This window comes from Microbacterium sp. KKR3/1, from assembly GCF_021272365.1.
Classification (GTDB): domain Bacteria; phylum Actinomycetota; class Actinomycetes; order Actinomycetales; family Microbacteriaceae; genus Microbacterium; species Microbacterium aurugineum.
Genome location: NZ_JAJSDW010000001.1, coordinates 1,540,167 through 1,556,122, shown reverse-complemented (window position 1 = coordinate 1,556,122; position 15,956 = coordinate 1,540,167). Strand labels below are relative to the sequence as shown.

Genomic DNA, 15,956 nt, shown 5'->3' with positions numbered 1-15,956 from the left:
AGACGCGATGACGCGCACCCGCACACTGGGCACCCTCGCCGTCGTCGTCGGCTTCCTCGCCTTCGTCGAGTTCACGAGCGGTGTGCTGCAGGGGTACTACACGCCCATGCTGACGGACATCGCCCGTCATCTCGGGGTCCATGATGCTGACGTGAACTGGCTCGAGGGCACGCAGCTGATGCTCTCAGCCCTCGTCGTCCCGGCGTTCGCGAAGCTCGGCGACATGGTCGGCCACAAGCGGATGCTGCTGATCTCCACCGCGGTCACCGGCGCGGCCGCCCTGGTGCTGCCCTTCACGGATTCTTTCGGGGTGTTCCTCGCCGCTTGGGCGCTGATGGGGTTCTACGTCGTCTGGCTCCCGCTGGAGATCGCCCTCATCTGGTCGCGGTCGCGGCGGATGGAGGGTCGCTCCTCGATCACGGCCAAGGCGGCGGGACTCCTGGTCGCGGCGCTCGAAGGCGGCGCGATCATCGGAGCCCTCGTCGGCGGTGCACTCATCGACGTCCTGCCGCTCACCGTGGTCCTGCTGGTGCCTGCCGTACTGATCGTGGTGTGCTTCTTCGTGATCCTGCTCGGGGTCAAGGAGTCTCCGGAGCCCGCGGGCGGCGTCTTCGACACGGTCGGTCTCGTGCTGATCTCGCTCGCACTCGTCTGCTTCACCGGGGGTCTCAGTCTGCTTCGTCTCGAGGGCGGACTGGAGAATCCTTGGTCGTGGGGTGTGGTGGTCCTGGGTGTGCTGCTGGTGGTTCCGTTCGTGTTGTGGGAGCTGCGGTGCGAAGACCCCCTCATCGATGTGCGCATGTTCCGCTCGCCCGCGCTCGGCCCGGTTTTCCTGACGGCAGGGCTCTTCGGGGTGAGCGTCCTCGGCGCGCAGGCACCGCTGTCGACGTTCGCGCGCACCGACCCCGCGGTCTACGGCTACGGTCTCGGGACCAGCGGATTCGCGACCTCGCTGATCATCGGCGTCTACCTCGTCGCCATGATCACGGGTGCCCTGCTGTTCCCGTCGTTCGCCCGCTGGATCACCCCACGCCTGACGCTGATGGGGGCATCGGTGCTCGTGGGACTCGGCTTCTTGCTCTTCCTGCCGTTCCACGACACCTACACGCAGGTCATCGTGAACATGGTCGTCGTCGGACTCGGCTCAGGCGCCCTGGTGGCCGCGCTTCCTGCCGCCGCGGCCTCGGCAGCACCGGCGTCGCAGACCGGCGTCGCGACGGGCCTCACGAACTCCGTCAAAACCGTCGGCGGGGCGATCGCCTCGTGTGTGTTCGGCATCGCGCTGCTACACGGCGTCGCGACCACGGCGGGGGCGACCGAGGGGACCGCGGGTTCGCTCGCCGGCTACTTCACCGTGTGGATCGTGTGCGGCGCCACCGCTCTCGCTGCAGCCGTGATCCTCGTGTTCGTCCCGAAGACCGCGTTCACCGACCGGGCTGCCGATGCGGAGGTCGTCCCGGCACTCTGACGTCACTCGCGCAGATCGAGTGCGCGGGCGATCACCGTCCACGCGTCGGCGCCGAGGGCCGCATCGGCGGACGGCGTGCCGCCCCGACCCATGGTCACACCGCCGTGGACGCCGGTCTCGCCGGGAAGGGTGATGCGGTGTCCGGCCTCGGGGTGGGTGACGAGCGTCGTCACTCCAGCGTGCAACGAACGGCGACGCTGGATCTCGGCTGCGAATCGGTCGCTCGGCCAGACGCGGTCGTCTCCGCCGGCGACGAGGATGACCGGACCGGTGATGTCCTCGACCCGGATCGCCGCCGCGCGGGTGAGATCGGGATCGCGGGCGAGGCTGGATTCGTAGAGCGATCGATACTCCGGCGGTTCGGTCGTCGGGGACCACGACGGGTCGAACCCCACGGAGGGAAGCGGAGTGCCACGAAGGCTCCAGTGCGACGACCAGTTGCCGTCGACGACGCCCGACCAGACGACGGACGACGGCGCGACTGCGACGGTGGCGTCGACCGAGTGCAGCGACGCGGTGACGAGTGCCGCTTCTGCTCCGAACGATGTGCCGAAGATCGCGACGCGATCCGCATCACGGCGGAGCAGATCCAACTGGTCGATGAAGATCTCGATCGGTACCTCGTGCGGAGCGGGGCGCTGGTCCGTGCCGCCGAACCAGCGGATGGCGCGGACCCGGGCCCCGTGCCGCGCGAGCAGGTCGGCCCGCTGAGCCTCCACACGTCCGCTGGATCCGGCGAGGAGCAGGACCGCGGTGCCGCAGGGAGCCTCCGGAAAGGCATCATGCCGGTCGGCGGGGTCGACCGAGGTGCGGGGAAGCTTCGTCGTCATCACTAGCGATCGAGACCGAACGTGCGCTTCACGATGGCCTGGACGTCGCGGTCGAGGGCATCGATGCGGGTGTTCACGGTGTCGAATCGGGCGTTCATCTCGGCGCGCAGACCGCCGAGCTGTCCGTTCATCTCGGTGCGCAGGCCACCGAGCTGTCCGTTCATCTCGGTGCGCAGGCCAGCGATCTCGCTGCGGACGATCCGGACGAACAGGGTCGAGACGACCGTGAGGGTGCTGAACATCAGCACGGTGAACGATCCGATCATGGTCCAGATCTGTGCGTCATTCATGAATCCCACTCCGTCATCGTCGCATCGATCCGGCAAGCCTGCCAGAGTGCGGGAGACGAAGATATCGGCTACTCACGAACGGCGAACAACTGGTTTGCATGTCGTTCGGTGGAGGAAAGGTCAGTCCCCGCCCTGGGGGGGTGTGCAGGAACTCGATCCGGATGCCGTCGGCATCTTCGACGGAGGCGAGGTGCTGCCACCCGACCGGGCGGTGGGGTTCCCACCGCCCGGTCCTGTTCAGTCGCCCTTCACGTTGACGATCTGCCGCAGCGTGTGCCGGATCGATACGAGGCTCGCGGCATCCGCCATCACCTGGTCGATCGGCTTGTACGCCTGCGGGATCTCATCGATGAAGGCATCCGTGTCGCGGAACTCGATTCCCGTCATCGCTGCCCGCAGCTGCTCGTGAGTGAAGGTCCGCCGTGCTGCCGACCGGGAGTACTCCCGCCCGGCACCGTGCGGAGAGGAGTTCAGCGACTGCGGGTCGCCGAGCCCCTCGACCACGTACGAGGCGGTGCCCATCGACCCAGGGATCAGTCCTGGTCGGCCGGCGTCCGCCTGGATGGCACCCTTCCGCGACACCCACACCTGCGTGCCGTAGTGCTTCTCCGACTCCGTGAAGTTGTGGTGGCAGTTGATGCGCTCCTGCTCGTCGACCGCGGTACCGAGGAACTCCGAGACCTGGCGCATGACGCGGTCCATCATCTCCTCCCGGTTCAGCAGGGCGAAGTGCTGGGCCCACCGCAGTTCCCGGATGTAGCGGGTGAACTCCGCGGTCCCCTCGACCAGGTAGGCCAGGTCGGGGTCGGGGAGGTCGATCCACCACTGCTTCGCGAGCCGCTGGGCGACACCGATGTGGTGTCCGGCGATCTTGTTGCCGACGCCTCGCGATCCCGAGTGCAGGAACAGCCAGACCCGGTCGAGTTCGTCGACCGACACCTCGATGAAGTGGTTGCCCGAACCGAGCGTCCCCAGCTGCAGCCGCCAGTTCCCGGCGTACTGGGCGGGATCGAAGCCGCTCTTCTCGGCGAGCTGCTCGAGCTCGGCGATGCGCGGCTCGGCGGTGGCCACGACCTTGCGGTTGTAGCGTCCGGCCGACAGGGGGATGGCGCGCTCGATCTGCTCCCGGAGTCCTGCGAGGTCATGACCTGCGAGGTCGTTCCCGGTGAACTGGGTGCGAACGGCGATCATGCCGCAGCCGATGTCGACGCCGACGGCCGCGGGGATGATGGCGCCGAGCGTCGGGATCACCGAGCCGACCGTCGCCCCCTTGCCGAGGTGGGCATCCGGCATCAGTGCCAGGTGCGGGTGGATGAACGGCATGCGAGCCGTGGTGTGCGCCTGAGCGAGTGTCTTCTCGTCGATCAGTGACGCCCACGACAGCAGCCGTGCGGAGAGCCTCTCCATGATTCCTTTCCTTGTGGTGGTTTCCGGCCACAGGTCAGGGGTCTTCCACGGAAAACGCCCCGGACCTGACGGTACGGGGCGTTGTGAGAGCGGGTGCTGTCACACGGCGCGTGCCGGAGGGTACGACTCGTAGCGGTCATTGCGCTTCTGCTGAAGCTGCAACACCGCTGCGATGGGGAGGTTCCGCTGCGCGGTCATCCGTCGACTCCTCGGCTGGTGTGCTGCGCTGAATGGCACAGCTTTGCCACCCTAGAGTGCGACACGCCCGGGAGTCAAGCGGCACCGACTGCGCCGGAAGGCGAAAACCCAGACCAGCGCTGGGAGCTCCGCTGTGTCGAACCACGACCAGACGCGAACACGTCGGGTGGTCTGGGTTTTCGCCGGGGAAGGGTCAGTGTGGCGCGTGGTACTCGGCCTCGCCGCGCTTCCAGTACCCCTTCACGACGGCCTTCGTCGGGTCGACGCCCCAGCGTTCGAGCAGTGCCCTGCCCGGCTTGACGATCGACTGCTCCGCGGCGATGAACACGAACGGGTCGTCTCCGACGGCGTCGTCCGCGGTCAGAGTCTCGAGGAAGGCGATGAGTGCGGAACCGGAGGGGGCTTCGCCGCGATGCAGCCACTCGATGTCGACCGGCGCATCGATCTCGAACTCGCGTCCCTGGTTCACGGTCTCCACCACGATGCGGGCCGGGGTGCCTGCCGGGATCAGCGCGGCGAAGCGTCGGATGGCGGGGATCGCGGTCTCGTCGCCGACCAGCAGCCAGGAGTCGGGGTCGCCGGACAGCACGGCTGATCCGCGCGGACCGCCGACACCGATCATGGATCCGAGCGGTGCCGTCGCCGCCCAGGGCGCCGCGACGCCCTGGTCTCCGTGCACCGCGAACTCGACATCGAGCCAGTCGTCGCCCCAGGCGAGCGGCGTGTACTCGCGGCTCGGTGAGGCGCGGAGTTCCTCGACCGAGCCCGTGGGGCCGAGGGGGAAGAAAAGCCGCATGTGGTCATCGGCGCCCGGCGAATCGAAGCCGGCGAGGTCCGAGCCGGTCAGCCGCACGCGGACGAAATCCGGCGCGAGCCATTCCCGGGCGCTCAGTGCGACGTGGCGGAAGCGCAGCTCCAGGCCACGACGTTCGATCGAGAATCCGGATTTCGTGTTGCTCATAAAGTAAGGCTAACCTAAAACTGTCGAGGGAAGGTTGCCCTAACCTCGCCGCCCGGCGCCCGTCGTGTGCGCATCGATCCCGCAGAACAGGAGTCTCTCCATGTCCGTGCCCAGAACCCTCACCGCCACGAGCGTCGCGCTCGTCGGTCTTCTCGCCCTCGCCGGCTGCGCATCCGGCGGTTCGGCGGAATCGGAGAACAACGAACCTGCAGCCGCGACCGTCACGGTCGAGGACAACACCGGCACGCACGAGATCGCGACACCTCCCACCTCCGTCGTGGCTCTCGACAACCGCACCTTCCAGACGCTGTCCGACTGGGGCGTCGAGCTCTCGGCCGGAGCCGTCGCGCTCATGCCCGAGACCGTGTCGTACGTGAAGGACGACGGCATCGTCGACATCGGACTGCACAGCGAGCCCGACCTCGAGGCCATCGTCGCCGTGGAGCCCGACCTGATCATCAGCGGCCAGCGATTCACGCAGCACAACACCGCGATCGCCGACCTCGTGCCCGATGCGACGATCGTCGACCTCGAGCCGCGCGAGGGAGAGCCCTTCGACGAGGAGCTCAAGCGCCAGGTCACCGTGCTCGGAGAGATCTTCGGCAAGCAGGACGAGGCCGCGAAGCTCGTCGAGGACTTCGACGCCGCTGCCGAGCGCGCGAAGGCCGCGTACGACGACGCCGACACCGTCATGGCCGTCAACACGTCGGGCGGCGAGATCGGCTACCTCGCCCCGACCGTCGGCCGCTCGCTCGGCCCGATCTACGACCTTCTCGGGCTCACCCCGGCACTTCAGGTCGACGACGCGACCGATGACCACCAGGGCGATGAGATCTCGGTCGAGGCGATCGCCGCGTCGGACCCCGACTGGATCCTCGTGCTCGACCGCGACGCCGTGTTCGCTGCCGAAACCCCGGACTACGTGCAGGCTGCGGAGATCCTCGAGAGCTCCGAGGCCCTCGCCGGCGTCACGGCAGTGAAGGAGAAGCAGCTCGTCTACATGCCCACCGACACGTACCTGAACGAGGGCATCCAGACCTACACGTCGTTCCTCAACGACTTCGCAGACGCCCTCGAGAAGAGCGCGAAGAACTGAGGTACTGCGGCGGCATCCGGATGATCCGGGTGCCGCCGCACGGTCATCATGGTCTCCACCGACATCACCCAGCCGCCCCGCCACGCCGGGCGGCTCTTCGACGTGAAACTGCTCATCGGCGTGCTCGTCGTCGCGGTGCTCCTCGTGATCTCGCTCTTCACGGGCGTCTACGACATCGCCGGGGCGGACGACGGCGCGCAGATGTTCCAGATCACGCGCGTCCCCCGTACGATCGCGCTCGTCCTCGCCGGCGCCGCCATGGCCATGGCGGGCCTCGTGATGCAGCTTCTCACGCAGAACCGCTTCGTCGAGCCCACGACGACCGGGACCACCGAATGGGCGGGGCTCGGGCTGCTGATGGTCATGATCCTCGTGCCGCAGCCGTCGCTCCCGCTGCGGATGGCCGGTGCGATCCTCGCGGCCTTCATCGGCACGATGGTGTTCTTCGCGTTCCTCCGTCGGGTCGCCCTCAAGTCCTCGCTCATCGTCCCGATCGTCGGCATCATGCTCGGTGCGGTCGTCGGTGCCCTGTCCACCTATCTCGCCCTGGTCACCAACTCGCTGCAGATCATCGGCGTCTGGTTCGCGGGGAGCTTCACCTCGGTGATGCGCGGTCAGTACGAGATGCTCTGGATCGTGGCGGTCATCGGGGTCATCGTCTTCATCGTCGCCGATCGACTGACCATCGCCGGGCTCGGGGAGGAGGTCGCCACGAACGTCGGTGTGAACTACAACCGGATCATCCTGCTCGGCACGGTGCTCATCGCGGTGACCACCGGTGTCGTGACGGTCGTCGTCGGCAATCTTCCTTTCCTGGGGCTGATCGTGCCGAACATCGTCTCGATGGTGCGCGGTGACGATCTGCGCAGCAATCTGCCGTGGGTGTGCCTGCTCGGCATCGCGATCGTCACGGTGTGCGACATCATCGGCCGCACCATCATCATGCCGTTCGAGGTCCCGGTGTCGTTGATCCTCGGGGTCGTCGGCGCGGTGGTGTTCGTGCTCCTCCTGCTGAGGCAGCGTCGACGTGGCTAGCGTTGTGATGATACCGACGACGACGGGCGGTCCGGTGCGATCGGCCGGCTCGTTCACGACCCCGCGAGCGCGCCGTCGCTACGTCCTCGTCCTCGGCGTGCTCGTCGTCCTCGCCGCCGTCTCCGGCTTCGGGCTGCTGGCATGGGCGAACCCGATGCCGGTCGGCTCCGCAGGATTCTGGCGAATCGCCCAGCACCGCGCGATCGATGTCACCGTGATGGCGCTCGTCGCCGTGTCCCAGGCGATCGCCACGGTGAGCTTCCAGACCGTCACCAACAACCGCATCATCACGCCGTCGATCATGGGCTTCGAGTCGCTGTACCGCGTCGTGCAGACCTCCACCGTCTACCTGTTCGGAGTCGCCGGGCTCGTCGCGATCCAGGGCGTCGGCCAGTTCGCGATCCAGGTCGTCATCATGGTCGGACTCGCGGTCGCCCTGTACGGGTGGTTGCTCTCGGGGCGATACGGAAACCTGCAGATCATGCTTCTGGTCGGCATCGTGATCGGCGGCGGTCTCGGAGCGGTCGCCACGTTCATGCAGCGTCTGCTCACCCCCAGCGAGTTCGACGTGCTCGCCGCCCGTCTCTTCGGCAACGTCTCGAACGCGGACGCCTCCTACCTGCCGCTCGCGATCCCGCTCGTGATCGTGGCCTCCGCTCTGCTATGGATCCGATCGCGTCGGCTCAACCTCATGGCCCTGGGTCCGGACGCCGCGCGCTCGCTCGGTGTCGACCATCGGCGCGAGCTGTTCGTCGTACTGTTCCTCGTCGCCGTGCTGATGGCGACGTCGACCGCGCTGGTCGGGCCGATGACCTTCCTCGGCTTCCTGGTCGCCACGCTCGCCTACCAGTTCGCCGACACGCATGACCATCGGCTGATCTTCCCCGTCGCGGTGCTCACCGCCTTCACGATCCTCGCGGGGGCGTACTTCGTGATGAAGAACGTGTTCTACGCGCAGGGAATGGTCTCGATCCTGATCGAGCTCGTCGGCGGGACCGTGTTCCTCATCGTCATCCTCAGAAAGGGCAGACTGTGATCGCTCTCGACGGCGTCCGCCGGGACTACAGCAGCGAGGTCGCGATCGGTCCGGTCGACCTCGAGATCCCGACCGGCGGCATCACCGCGCTGATCGGACCCAACGGTGCGGGCAAGTCGACGCTGCTCACGATGATCGGCCGGCTGAACGGAATGGATGCGGGGGCCATCGAGATCGCGGGGCTCGATGTGGCCTCGACGAAATCGAAGGACCTGGCGAAGGTCGTGTCGATCCTGCGTCAGGAGAACCACTTCGTCACGCGACTCACCGTGCGCCAGCTCGTGGGATTCGGCCGGTTCCCGCACTCGAAGGGACGGCTGAACCGGGCCGACGAGGAGATCATCAGCCAGGCCATCGACTTCCTCGACCTCGGTCCGCTGGAGGGGCGGTATCTCGATGAGCTCTCCGGAGGGCAGCGTCAGCGCGCCTACGTTGCGATGGTGCTGGCACAGGACACCGAGTTCGTGCTGCTGGACGAACCGCTGAACAACCTCGACATGCGCCACGCGGTGCAGATGATGAAGCACCTGCGACGGGCGGCGGAGGAACTCGGACGCACGATCGTGATCGTGCTGCACGACATCAACTTCGCGGGGCACTACGCCGACCACATCTGCGCGATGAAGGACGGCGCGGTCGTGGAGTTCGGATCCCCTGCCGCGATCATGACGGATGAGGTGCTGTCACGGGTCTTCGACACCCCCGTGAGCGTGATCGCCGGGCCCTCCGGACCGCTCGCGGTGTACTACTGACCTCCGCGCACGAGCTCCTCAGAGCTCGATGCCGTGGTCTTCATCGTTGACGCCGGCGTTGTTCCCGCGCCGCGACTCGTACCCGAGGAACCAGCCCAGCCACACGATGGCGGCGAGAAGAACGCCCAGCCACACATTCTGGAAGATGAGCCCGACCACCACGCCGACGATCAACAGGCCGACAGTGATGGAGATGCGGATCGCTCTGCGGGACATGGCCCCAGCATAGGCGGCGGAGTCAGCGGTCGCGATGGTTCTCGGGTGCGAGGCGAGGGCCTCGGCGCGGCTCGTGCACCCCGCTGGCGGCGATGAGGCGGACCGCTCGCTGTCGTTGCCCCGCCCAGGGAGCGAGGAGCTCGAGCATCCCGGCGTCATCGGTGCGCGTGCCGGTGAGGGCGTAACCGATCTCGTGGGCGAGGTGGTAGTCGCCGACGCTGACGGCATCGGTATCGCCGAGCGCGCGGGCCCGGGTCTCCGCCGAGGTCCACACGCCGACGCCGGGAAGGCTCGTGAGAACGCGGTCGCGCGCCGTGCCGTCCGGGGCGGTCCGCACGGCGTGGGCGATGCGATCGCCTCGTTCCGCGGCGCGCACGAGGGTCCGGGACTGTGGGGGCTCGACCCCGGCGCGGTGCCACGCCCAGGAGGGGATGCGGTGCCACTGTGCGGCGGTGGGCGCGGTGAACATCGGTCGGGGCGTCGGGCCGGGGGCGCGCTCGCCGAAGCGGGAGACGAGCCAACGCCACGCTCCGAACGCCTGCATGCCGGTGACCTTCTGCTCGATGATCGCGCATGCCAGCGCGTCGAACACCTCGTCGGTGCGTGTCAGGCGCAGCCCGGGATGGCGATGCGCGGACTCGGCGACGAGAGGGTGATGCGATGCGTCGAACCCCTCGGCGTCGTCGTGGGCTCCACAGAGTGCGGGGACGGCGTCGAGCGCGAAGTCCGTTCCGGGGCCCCAGGCGGTCGCGCGCACCTCGCCACCGATCGTGCGCACCGCCAACGTCGTCGGACCGAGGGGTGTGCGCACTGCCCGCCAGATCACCGATCCGGCGATGACCATGGTCGGGTCGCCCGTGCCACGGCGAAGGAAGCCGAGTGTGCGGCCGAGATCGAGAGGGTGCGATGGGCGGTAAACGGTCTCCCGAGGGGCATCCGATGGCGCGACCTCAGCCGCTGCGGATTGCGCCGTCGATGTCATGCGCCCACCCTACGCGCCGGCCCTGACACCGACTCGCAGACGGTCAGAAGCGGTCGGGCGAGGGGGTTCCGTGTCCGTAGCGGATGACGACGTCGGCGTGACGGTCGAACCGGTAGCCGATTCCCCGCACCGTGCGGACGATGTCCTCGTAGCGTCCGAGCTTCGCGCGGAGACGACGCACGTGGACGTCGATCGTGCGTTCACCGGGGGTCTCGTCGTCCTGCGCCTGCCAGAGAGCAGAGACCAGCTCGCTGCGTTCGATCGTGCGGCCCTCGCGCAGCACGAGGTACTGCAGCAGCTCGAACTCCTTGTAGGTGAAGGCCGCGGACTCCCCGTCGATCAGGACGCGCTTGCGGGAGATGTCGACGGTGACGCCGCTCTCCTCTTCTGCCGTGTCCTCTTCGGCAGCGGCCTTGGTGCGCGCGATGGCGCCCGGCTCCTGCAGGGCGAGGCGGACGACGTCGAGGTCGCGGCCGCCCGAGCCGTGCGGCGCGAGGGCGACCGTGGCGTGCGTCTCCGCACCCGGAGCGAGTTCGGCGAGGGTGCGTCGCAGGGCATCGACGAGCAACGGCAGGCTCACACCGGCTTCGGCGGCCTTGATCTCGTCGAGCCCCACGTAGAGCGCGAAGCCTCGCGGGGAGCGGACGGCGGGAAGGTCTGCGGTGGCGGAGGGCACCGGTGCGGCGGCCTCGGCACGAGTGCGGTTCGCGGCGGTGGTGGCGGGACGCTCGAGAAGTGCGGTGTTCGACATGATGATGAAGTCCTCAGGACGTGAGCCCGGATCGAGGGGGGCTCTGATGCGTTGCATGAATGACCGGCGGAGCCGGGAAGCGAGCAGAGGGTGGATGCTCGGAGACACTGGCCTCGCAGTTCGCGAGGAATCAGGTCAGGCGGGGTGGCTGTTCGTTCAGCGACACATTCGGCAACACATGCCAACGCGACCGGGCATCATCATCCCGGCAGTCCTGTTCGCCTCCTGGGCGGACAAAGGGCTTGCGTTGGTGGTCATGGGGGGATTATGTCCGATCGTGACGCCCCATGTCAAAACGCCCGGGCGCTCCTGGCGGGCGTAACGTGGATCGAATGACGATCTCGCACACTGTCGGAGGCTTCATCCTGACCGACGAGAAGGACGCGTCCCGCTACACGCTCATGCGCGATGGAAAGCTCGTGAGCGTTCTCGACTACCGCGACGACGGTCACACGATCGCCCTCACCCGCGCGTTCACTATCCCGACTTTCCGCGGCAACGGCTACGCGGGCAAGGTCGTGGAGGGTGCGGTGGCCGACATCGAGGAGCGTGGCGACCGCAAGGTGGACGCGGTGTGCTGGTACGTCGCCGATTGGTTCGCCGCGCACCCCGAGCACGCCCCCCTGCTGCGCTCGCGCTGACCGCCGTCGTTTCATGACGTCGTGTTACGGCGGGTTACCGACGGGGTGACGTCATGAACGGGTCGCGGCACGCCTCGGACGGAATGTCCGAGGGGGTTCGTACCGTGTGAGTATGCGAATCCTGCACACCTCCGACTGGCACATCGGCCGCACGTTCCATGGCAACTCGACCATGGACGCGCTGACCGAGGTGCTCGGGGCGCTGACCGAGCAGGTGCGCACGCACTCCGTCGACGTCGTGGTCGTCGCCGGAGACGTCTTCGACTCCGCGACGCCGTCCGGTCCCGCCTACTCGCTCCTCGGCGATGCGCTGGTGGCGCTGGAAGAGGCCGGGGCGCGAGTGATCGTCACGAGCGGAAACCATGACTCGGCCGCGCGGCTCGGTTTCCAGGCGCGGCTGCTCCGTGACGGCATCCACGTGCTGACCGATCCGCTCGCTGTCGGAGAGCCCATCACGATCGCAGATACCGATGGACCGGTTCATTTCTTCGGCATCCCCTACCTCGAGCCGGCCATCGTGCGTCAGCACTGGCCCGAGGGCGACAGTGCGGGCCGCCCGCTGCGCACCCAGGCGCAGACCATGGGGCATGCGATGGACCTCGTCCGTGCGGGCATGGATATGCACGAGGGCCGTGCGGTCGCCATCGCGCACTGCTTCGCCGCAGGAGTCGATGCCACCGCAGGCCTCGAGCGCGAGGTGCGTCAGGGTGGGCTCGATGTCGTGCCTCTCAGCGTGTTCGACGGCCCCGACTACGTGGCGCTCGGGCACATCCACGGTCGCCAGACGCTCAGCGAGCGCGTCCGCTACGCCGGGGCTCCGCTGCACTACAGCTTCGGCGAGCAGCACAAGGCGCGCGGTTCGTGGCTCGTCGACCTCGATGCCCACGGTCTCGCCACCGTCGAGTGGCTCGAACTGCCCGTGCCGCGTCGTCTGGTCACGCTTACGGGAACGCTCGACGAGATCCTGGCGCCGGAGATGGTCGCCGAGCATGCGAACGAGTGGGTGTGCGCCGTGTACACCGATGCTCTGCCTCAGGCCGAGCCGATGCGGCGTCTGCGCGAGAGCTACCCCTACTGCGCCATGGTGCAGCACCAGCCCGTGGCCGTCTCCGAGGCGGAGGAGAGGTCGTACTCGCAGCGACTCCGTACCGCGGTGACCGATGTCGACCGGATCGAGGCGTTCCTCGAGCACGTCCGCGCCGGGCACGGCGCCACGGATGCGGAGCGCGACCTGCTCCGCGCGGTGCTCGACGAGCGCGTGCGCGCGGAAGCTCTCGTCTAGATGCGCCTCCATCGCCTGGAGATCGAGGGGTTCGGCCCTTTCCGGTCGCGGCAGATCGTGGATTTCGACGCTTTCGGCGACGATGGCATCTTCCTGATCGCCGGGCGGACCGGCGCCGGCAAGTCGAGCATCCTCGATGCCGTCTGCTTCGGTCTCTACGGTGGTGTGCCACGCTACGACGGGGGCGAGAAGCGGCTCCGCAGCGACCACTGCGAGCCCGATGATCCCTCCGAGGTCGTGGTCGAGTTCAGTACTCCGGCCGGTCGGTTCCGCGTGACGCGCTCGCCGGAGTACCTTCGTCCGGCCAAGCGCGGCGGGGGGCTGACGAAGCAGGCCGCAGCGGTGTCACTGGAGGAATGGACGGACGCGGGCTGGGTGGGGCGTGCCGCACGAGCCGTCGACGTCGCCGGCGACCTCGATGAGATCCTGCAGCTGAGCCGCGAGCAGTTCCTGCAGGTGATCCTCCTGGCGCAGAACCGCTTCTCCGAGTTCCTGCTGGCGGGGAGCAGGGATCGCCAGGCGCTGCTTCGCCGCCTCTTCGGCACTCAGCGGTTCGAAGACGTGCAGGCCCGTTTCGACGAGCGGCGCCGCCAGGCGGAGCAGACGCTCGGTGCGCGGCTCGCCACCGTCGACGCTCGTGTCGATGAGGCCGAACGTCTGGTGGGCACCACGGGGCTCTCGGGCGACGCCGACGACGGCACGGCGCCCACGGCGGCGGGGGAGCAGCCGCCAGCATCACTGACGATCGATGAGCGTCTCGACGCCCTTCGCCGAGCCCAGGCGCGAGCCGACTACCGTGCCGAGCGGCGGGCCTCCGAACAGGCCGACGCCGAGAAGCGATCGGCCGAGGCCGATGCGGCGCTGGTGACGACGCGTGAGGAGCGGCGCGCACAGCAGGAACGCGACCGTGCACGTGCGGCACTCGCCCGTCTCGAAGCGGATGCGCCGCTGATCGACGAGGCGCGTGCCGAGCTCACGGCTGCGCGTGCTGCCGAGGCGCTGCGCTCGACGATCGCTGCGGCATCACGGGCTCACGAGCTGGTCGACGCTGCCGCGACGGCCGAGGAGCGCGCTCGCGCGGAATGGGACGCCTTCGAGTTCGACGTCGACGGAGACCTCGAGGCGTGGGTGACGGCGCGTACCAAGGAGACCGGGTCCTGGGAGCGGGCGCGTGAGCTCGAGGAACAGGCACCGGCCCTCGACGAAGAACTGCGGATCGCGGTCGCCGCCGTCGACGCAGCGACCGCACGCATCGAGGCCGGGGAAGCGGAGCGCGCCTCGTTGCCCGACGCGGTGGCCGCGCTGAAGGCGGAGCGAGACCAGACCCGGCGCATCGCCGATCGTGCGGACGACCTGAGGATCGCGCAGGAGTCGGCGGACGTGCGTGTCGTGGCGGCGAGGGCAGCCCGACGACTCCAGGCCGACCAAGCGGCGACAGAGCGCGATCTCACCGCTGCCACCACCGAGCACGCCGCTGCGCAGACCGCTCTCGCGAAGCTTCGACAGCGTCGCACCGACGGGATGGCCGGCGAACTGGCGTCGAGTCTCCGTCCTGACGACCCCTGCCCGGTCTGCGGCTCTGTCGAGCATCCGAGCCTCGCCACGCACTCCGATCCGGTGTCGCCCGACGACATCGCCGACGCCGAGCTCATTCGTGACGCCGCGGCAGAGCGGGAGCGGGAACTCATGTCGGCCGCATCGAGCGTGCAGGCCGAGTTGGCCGCGGTCCTGGCTCGCGCCGACGGAAGGAGCGTCGAGCAGGCCGAGAGAGAGCACGCCGAGGCGACGGCGGCGTACACACGCAGCCTGAGCGCCGTGGAGGAGTTGGAGGCGCTCGACGCGAAACTGGCGACACTGACGGCGCGTGTCGAACGGCTCGAGGCCGAGAAGGCGGCAGACGCGGCGGCCCTCGCTCAGGCGCGAGAAGACCACGCCCTGCTGCGGCAGCGGGAGGCTCAGGCGCGCGAGTCGATCGCCGAGGCTCGGGGCGACTTCGACACGGTCGCCGCCCGGCTCGCGGACACAGCGACCGCAATCGCCGCCGCCCGTGCTCTCGCTGCGGCGGTCGCGGAACACCGCCGCAGGTCCGAGGCGCTCGTCGCGGCGGAATCCGAGCGAGACACGGCCCTCGCCGACTCGCCGTTCAGTGACGCGGCGGCCGCGGAGGAGGCGCTTCGCTCGTCGACGGCGCAAGAGACCCTCGACGCCCGGATCGCGCAGCATGCCGTCCAGCGCGAGAAAGAGCGCGGGATCCTGTTCGATCTGGAACTGCGCACGCTCCCCGAAGAGCCCATCGACCTGGAACCGGCCGAGCAGGCGGCGGAAGCCGCCCGGGCGCTCTGGAAGGGCGCGGTCGATGAGGCGGCCCGCGCTGCAGGTGTCGCCGAGCGGCTCGAAGGGTTGATCGAGTCGGCTGCCGCGGAGCATGCGAGGACGACCGCGGAGGCGTCCGAATTCGAGCTGCTGCAGAATCTCGCAGACACGATCGCCGGGCGCGGAGCGAACACGCACAAGATGACGCTCGAGACCTTCGTCCTCGCCGCCGAACTCGAAGAGATCGTCGAAGCGGCGAACCGGCGGTTGCACGACATGTCGACGGGGCGCTATCAGCTGCGGCATTCGGATGCGCTCGCCGCACGAGGCGCCGCTTCCGGCCTCGGCATCGTGGTCTTCGACGCGTTCACCGGACAGTCCAGGCCGCCGCAGTCCCTCTCGGGTGGTGAGACGTTCCTCACCTCGCTCGCGCTCGCGCTCGGCCTCGCCGAAGTCGTCACCGCGCGAGCCGGCGGCATCCGCTTGGACACGCTCTTCATCGACGAGGGATTCGGCTCGCTCGACGGAGACACTCTCGATGTCGCCATGCGTACCCTCGACGAACTACGACAGGGCGGCAGGACCGTCGGGGTGATCAGCCACGTCGAGGCCATGCAGGAGCAGATCCCGGCGCAGCTCACGGTGCGGGCGTTGCCGAACGGTCCCAGCATGATCGAGCCTCGCTGAGGTGGTGCCCG

15 protein-coding genes are annotated in these 15,956 nt (G+C 68.5%); 8 read left to right on the top strand and 7 right to left on the bottom strand.

Features of this window, described 5'->3' with window-relative positions; genetic code table 11:
- The first annotated feature begins 7 nt into the window (after positions 1–7).
- Positions 8–1,468, top strand: a complete 1,461-nt coding sequence (locus LVJ59_RS07485; protein WP_232762542.1) for an MFS transporter — start codon at positions 8–10, stop codon at positions 1,466–1,468.
- Between the two features lie 2 nt (positions 1,469–1,470).
- Here the strand turns inward: LVJ59_RS07485 and LVJ59_RS07480 are convergent, their stop codons facing one another.
- The 4 genes from LVJ59_RS07480 to LVJ59_RS07465 all read right to left on the bottom strand — a co-directional run bounded on the left by LVJ59_RS07480 (position 1,471) and on the right by LVJ59_RS07465 (position 5,154).
- Positions 1,471–2,298, bottom strand: coding sequence for an acyl-CoA thioester hydrolase/BAAT C-terminal domain-containing protein (locus tag LVJ59_RS07480; protein ID WP_232762541.1), 828 nt, complete (start codon positions 2,296–2,298; stop codon positions 1,471–1,473).
- Between the two features lie 2 nt (positions 2,299–2,300).
- A complete protein-coding gene (locus tag LVJ59_RS07475) occupies positions 2,301–2,588 on the bottom strand; it encodes a hypothetical protein (protein WP_232762540.1) in 288 nt (95 codons plus the stop codon).
- Between the two features lie 237 nt (positions 2,589–2,825).
- Positions 2,826–3,995, bottom strand: a complete 1,170-nt coding sequence (locus LVJ59_RS07470; protein WP_047520525.1) for an RtcB family protein — start codon at positions 3,993–3,995, stop codon at positions 2,826–2,828.
- A gap of 391 nt (positions 3,996–4,386) precedes the next feature.
- Positions 4,387–5,154 (bottom strand): siderophore-interacting protein, encoded by a 768-nt coding sequence (locus tag LVJ59_RS07465; RefSeq protein WP_232762539.1) that lies wholly within the window; start codon positions 5,152–5,154, stop codon positions 4,387–4,389.
- A gap of 100 nt (positions 5,155–5,254) precedes the next feature.
- On the opposite strand from LVJ59_RS07465, the gene LVJ59_RS07460 reads away from it, so the two are divergent.
- From LVJ59_RS07460 to LVJ59_RS07445, 4 genes are read left to right on the top strand one after another with little or no spacing between them, the layout of a single operon-like run.
- The gene (locus LVJ59_RS07460) at positions 5,255–6,250 is read left to right on the top strand and encodes a siderophore ABC transporter substrate-binding protein (RefSeq protein WP_131491742.1); all 996 of its coding nucleotides are present in this window, start codon (positions 5,255–5,257) and stop codon (positions 6,248–6,250) included.
- Between the two features lie 48 nt (positions 6,251–6,298).
- Positions 6,299–7,285 (top strand): iron chelate uptake ABC transporter family permease subunit, encoded by a 987-nt coding sequence (locus LVJ59_RS07455; RefSeq protein ID WP_232762538.1) that lies wholly within the window; start codon positions 6,299–6,301, stop codon positions 7,283–7,285.
- A 7-nt stretch (positions 7,286–7,292) separates the two neighbouring features.
- A complete protein-coding gene (locus tag LVJ59_RS07450; protein WP_232762537.1) occupies positions 7,293–8,321 on the top strand; it encodes an iron chelate uptake ABC transporter family permease subunit in 1,029 nt (342 codons plus the stop codon).
- Positions 8,318–9,073, top strand: coding sequence for an ABC transporter ATP-binding protein (locus tag LVJ59_RS07445; protein ID WP_131491744.1), 756 nt, complete (start codon positions 8,318–8,320; stop codon positions 9,071–9,073). The genes LVJ59_RS07450 and LVJ59_RS07445 overlap by 4 nt, the downstream gene beginning before the upstream one ends.
- 18 nt (positions 9,074–9,091) lie before the next feature.
- On the opposite strand, the gene LVJ59_RS07440 is transcribed toward LVJ59_RS07445, so the two are convergent.
- Genes LVJ59_RS07440 through LVJ59_RS07430 form a run of 3 tightly spaced genes read right to left on the bottom strand, consistent with a single transcriptional unit; the run spans position 9,092 to position 11,022 of the window.
- The gene (locus tag LVJ59_RS07440) at positions 9,092–9,289 is read right to left on the bottom strand and encodes a hypothetical protein (protein ID WP_047520535.1); all 198 of its coding nucleotides are present in this window, start codon (positions 9,287–9,289) and stop codon (positions 9,092–9,094) included.
- 22 nt (positions 9,290–9,311) lie between these two features.
- Positions 9,312–10,271 carry a DNA-3-methyladenine glycosylase gene (locus LVJ59_RS07435; protein WP_131491745.1) on the bottom strand — a complete coding sequence of 320 codons (960 nt, stop codon included), beginning with the start codon at positions 10,269–10,271 and terminating at the stop codon, positions 9,312–9,314.
- Positions 10,272–10,314: 43 nt separating this feature from the next.
- On the bottom strand, positions 10,315–11,022 hold the full coding sequence (locus LVJ59_RS07430) for a winged helix-turn-helix domain-containing protein (protein WP_232762536.1): 708 nt from the start codon (positions 11,020–11,022) through the stop codon (positions 10,315–10,317).
- Positions 11,023–11,354: 332 nt separating this feature from the next.
- Here LVJ59_RS07430 and LVJ59_RS07425 point away from each other — a divergent pair, with 332 nt between their 5' ends.
- The 3 genes from LVJ59_RS07425 (at position 11,355) to LVJ59_RS07415 (ending at position 15,945) form a co-directional block, all read left to right on the top strand.
- Complete coding sequence (locus LVJ59_RS07425; protein ID WP_232762535.1) at positions 11,355–11,663, top strand: GNAT family N-acetyltransferase; 309 nt, start codon at positions 11,355–11,357, stop codon at positions 11,661–11,663.
- 112 nt (positions 11,664–11,775) lie between these two features.
- Complete coding sequence (locus tag LVJ59_RS07420; protein ID WP_232762534.1) at positions 11,776–12,945, top strand: exonuclease SbcCD subunit D; 1,170 nt, start codon at positions 11,776–11,778, stop codon at positions 12,943–12,945.
- Positions 12,946–15,945, top strand: a complete 3,000-nt coding sequence (locus LVJ59_RS07415) for an AAA family ATPase (RefSeq protein WP_232762533.1) — start codon at positions 12,946–12,948, stop codon at positions 15,943–15,945.
- Positions 15,946–15,956: the final 11 nt, after the last annotated feature.

Excerpts from the sequence above, each read along its gene's own strand:
- LVJ59_RS07485 (WP_232762542.1), top strand. The coding sequence starts at position 8 with ATGACGCGCACCCGCACACTGGGCACCCTCGCCGTCGTCGTCGGCTTC.
- LVJ59_RS07480 (WP_232762541.1), bottom strand. The coding sequence starts at position 2,298 with ATGACGACGAAGCTTCCCCGCACCTCGGTCGACCCCGCCGACCGGCAT.
- LVJ59_RS07465 (WP_232762539.1), bottom strand. The coding sequence starts at position 5,154 with ATGAGCAACACGAAATCCGGATTCTCGATCGAACGTCGTGGCCTGGAG.
- LVJ59_RS07475 (WP_232762540.1), bottom strand. The coding sequence starts at position 2,588 with ATGAATGACGCACAGATCTGGACCATGATCGGATCGTTCACCGTGCTG.
- LVJ59_RS07450 (WP_232762537.1), top strand. The coding sequence starts at position 7,293 with ATGATACCGACGACGACGGGCGGTCCGGTGCGATCGGCCGGCTCGTTC.
- LVJ59_RS07435 (WP_131491745.1), bottom strand. The coding sequence starts at position 10,271 with ATGACATCGACGGCGCAATCCGCAGCGGCTGAGGTCGCGCCATCGGAT.
- LVJ59_RS07420 (WP_232762534.1), top strand. The coding sequence starts at position 11,776 with ATGCGAATCCTGCACACCTCCGACTGGCACATCGGCCGCACGTTCCAT.
- LVJ59_RS07425 (WP_232762535.1), top strand. The coding sequence starts at position 11,355 with ATGACGATCTCGCACACTGTCGGAGGCTTCATCCTGACCGACGAGAAG.
- LVJ59_RS07440 (WP_047520535.1), bottom strand. The coding sequence starts at position 9,289 with ATGTCCCGCAGAGCGATCCGCATCTCCATCACTGTCGGCCTGTTGATC.
- LVJ59_RS07460 (WP_131491742.1), top strand. The coding sequence starts at position 5,255 with ATGTCCGTGCCCAGAACCCTCACCGCCACGAGCGTCGCGCTCGTCGGT.
- LVJ59_RS07430 (WP_232762536.1), bottom strand. The coding sequence starts at position 11,022 with ATGTCGAACACCGCACTTCTCGAGCGTCCCGCCACCACCGCCGCGAAC.
- LVJ59_RS07455 (WP_232762538.1), top strand. The coding sequence starts at position 6,299 with ATGGTCTCCACCGACATCACCCAGCCGCCCCGCCACGCCGGGCGGCTC.
- LVJ59_RS07415 (WP_232762533.1), top strand. The coding sequence starts at position 12,946 with ATGCGCCTCCATCGCCTGGAGATCGAGGGGTTCGGCCCTTTCCGGTCG.
- LVJ59_RS07470 (WP_047520525.1), bottom strand. The coding sequence starts at position 3,995 with ATGGAGAGGCTCTCCGCACGGCTGCTGTCGTGGGCGTCACTGATCGAC.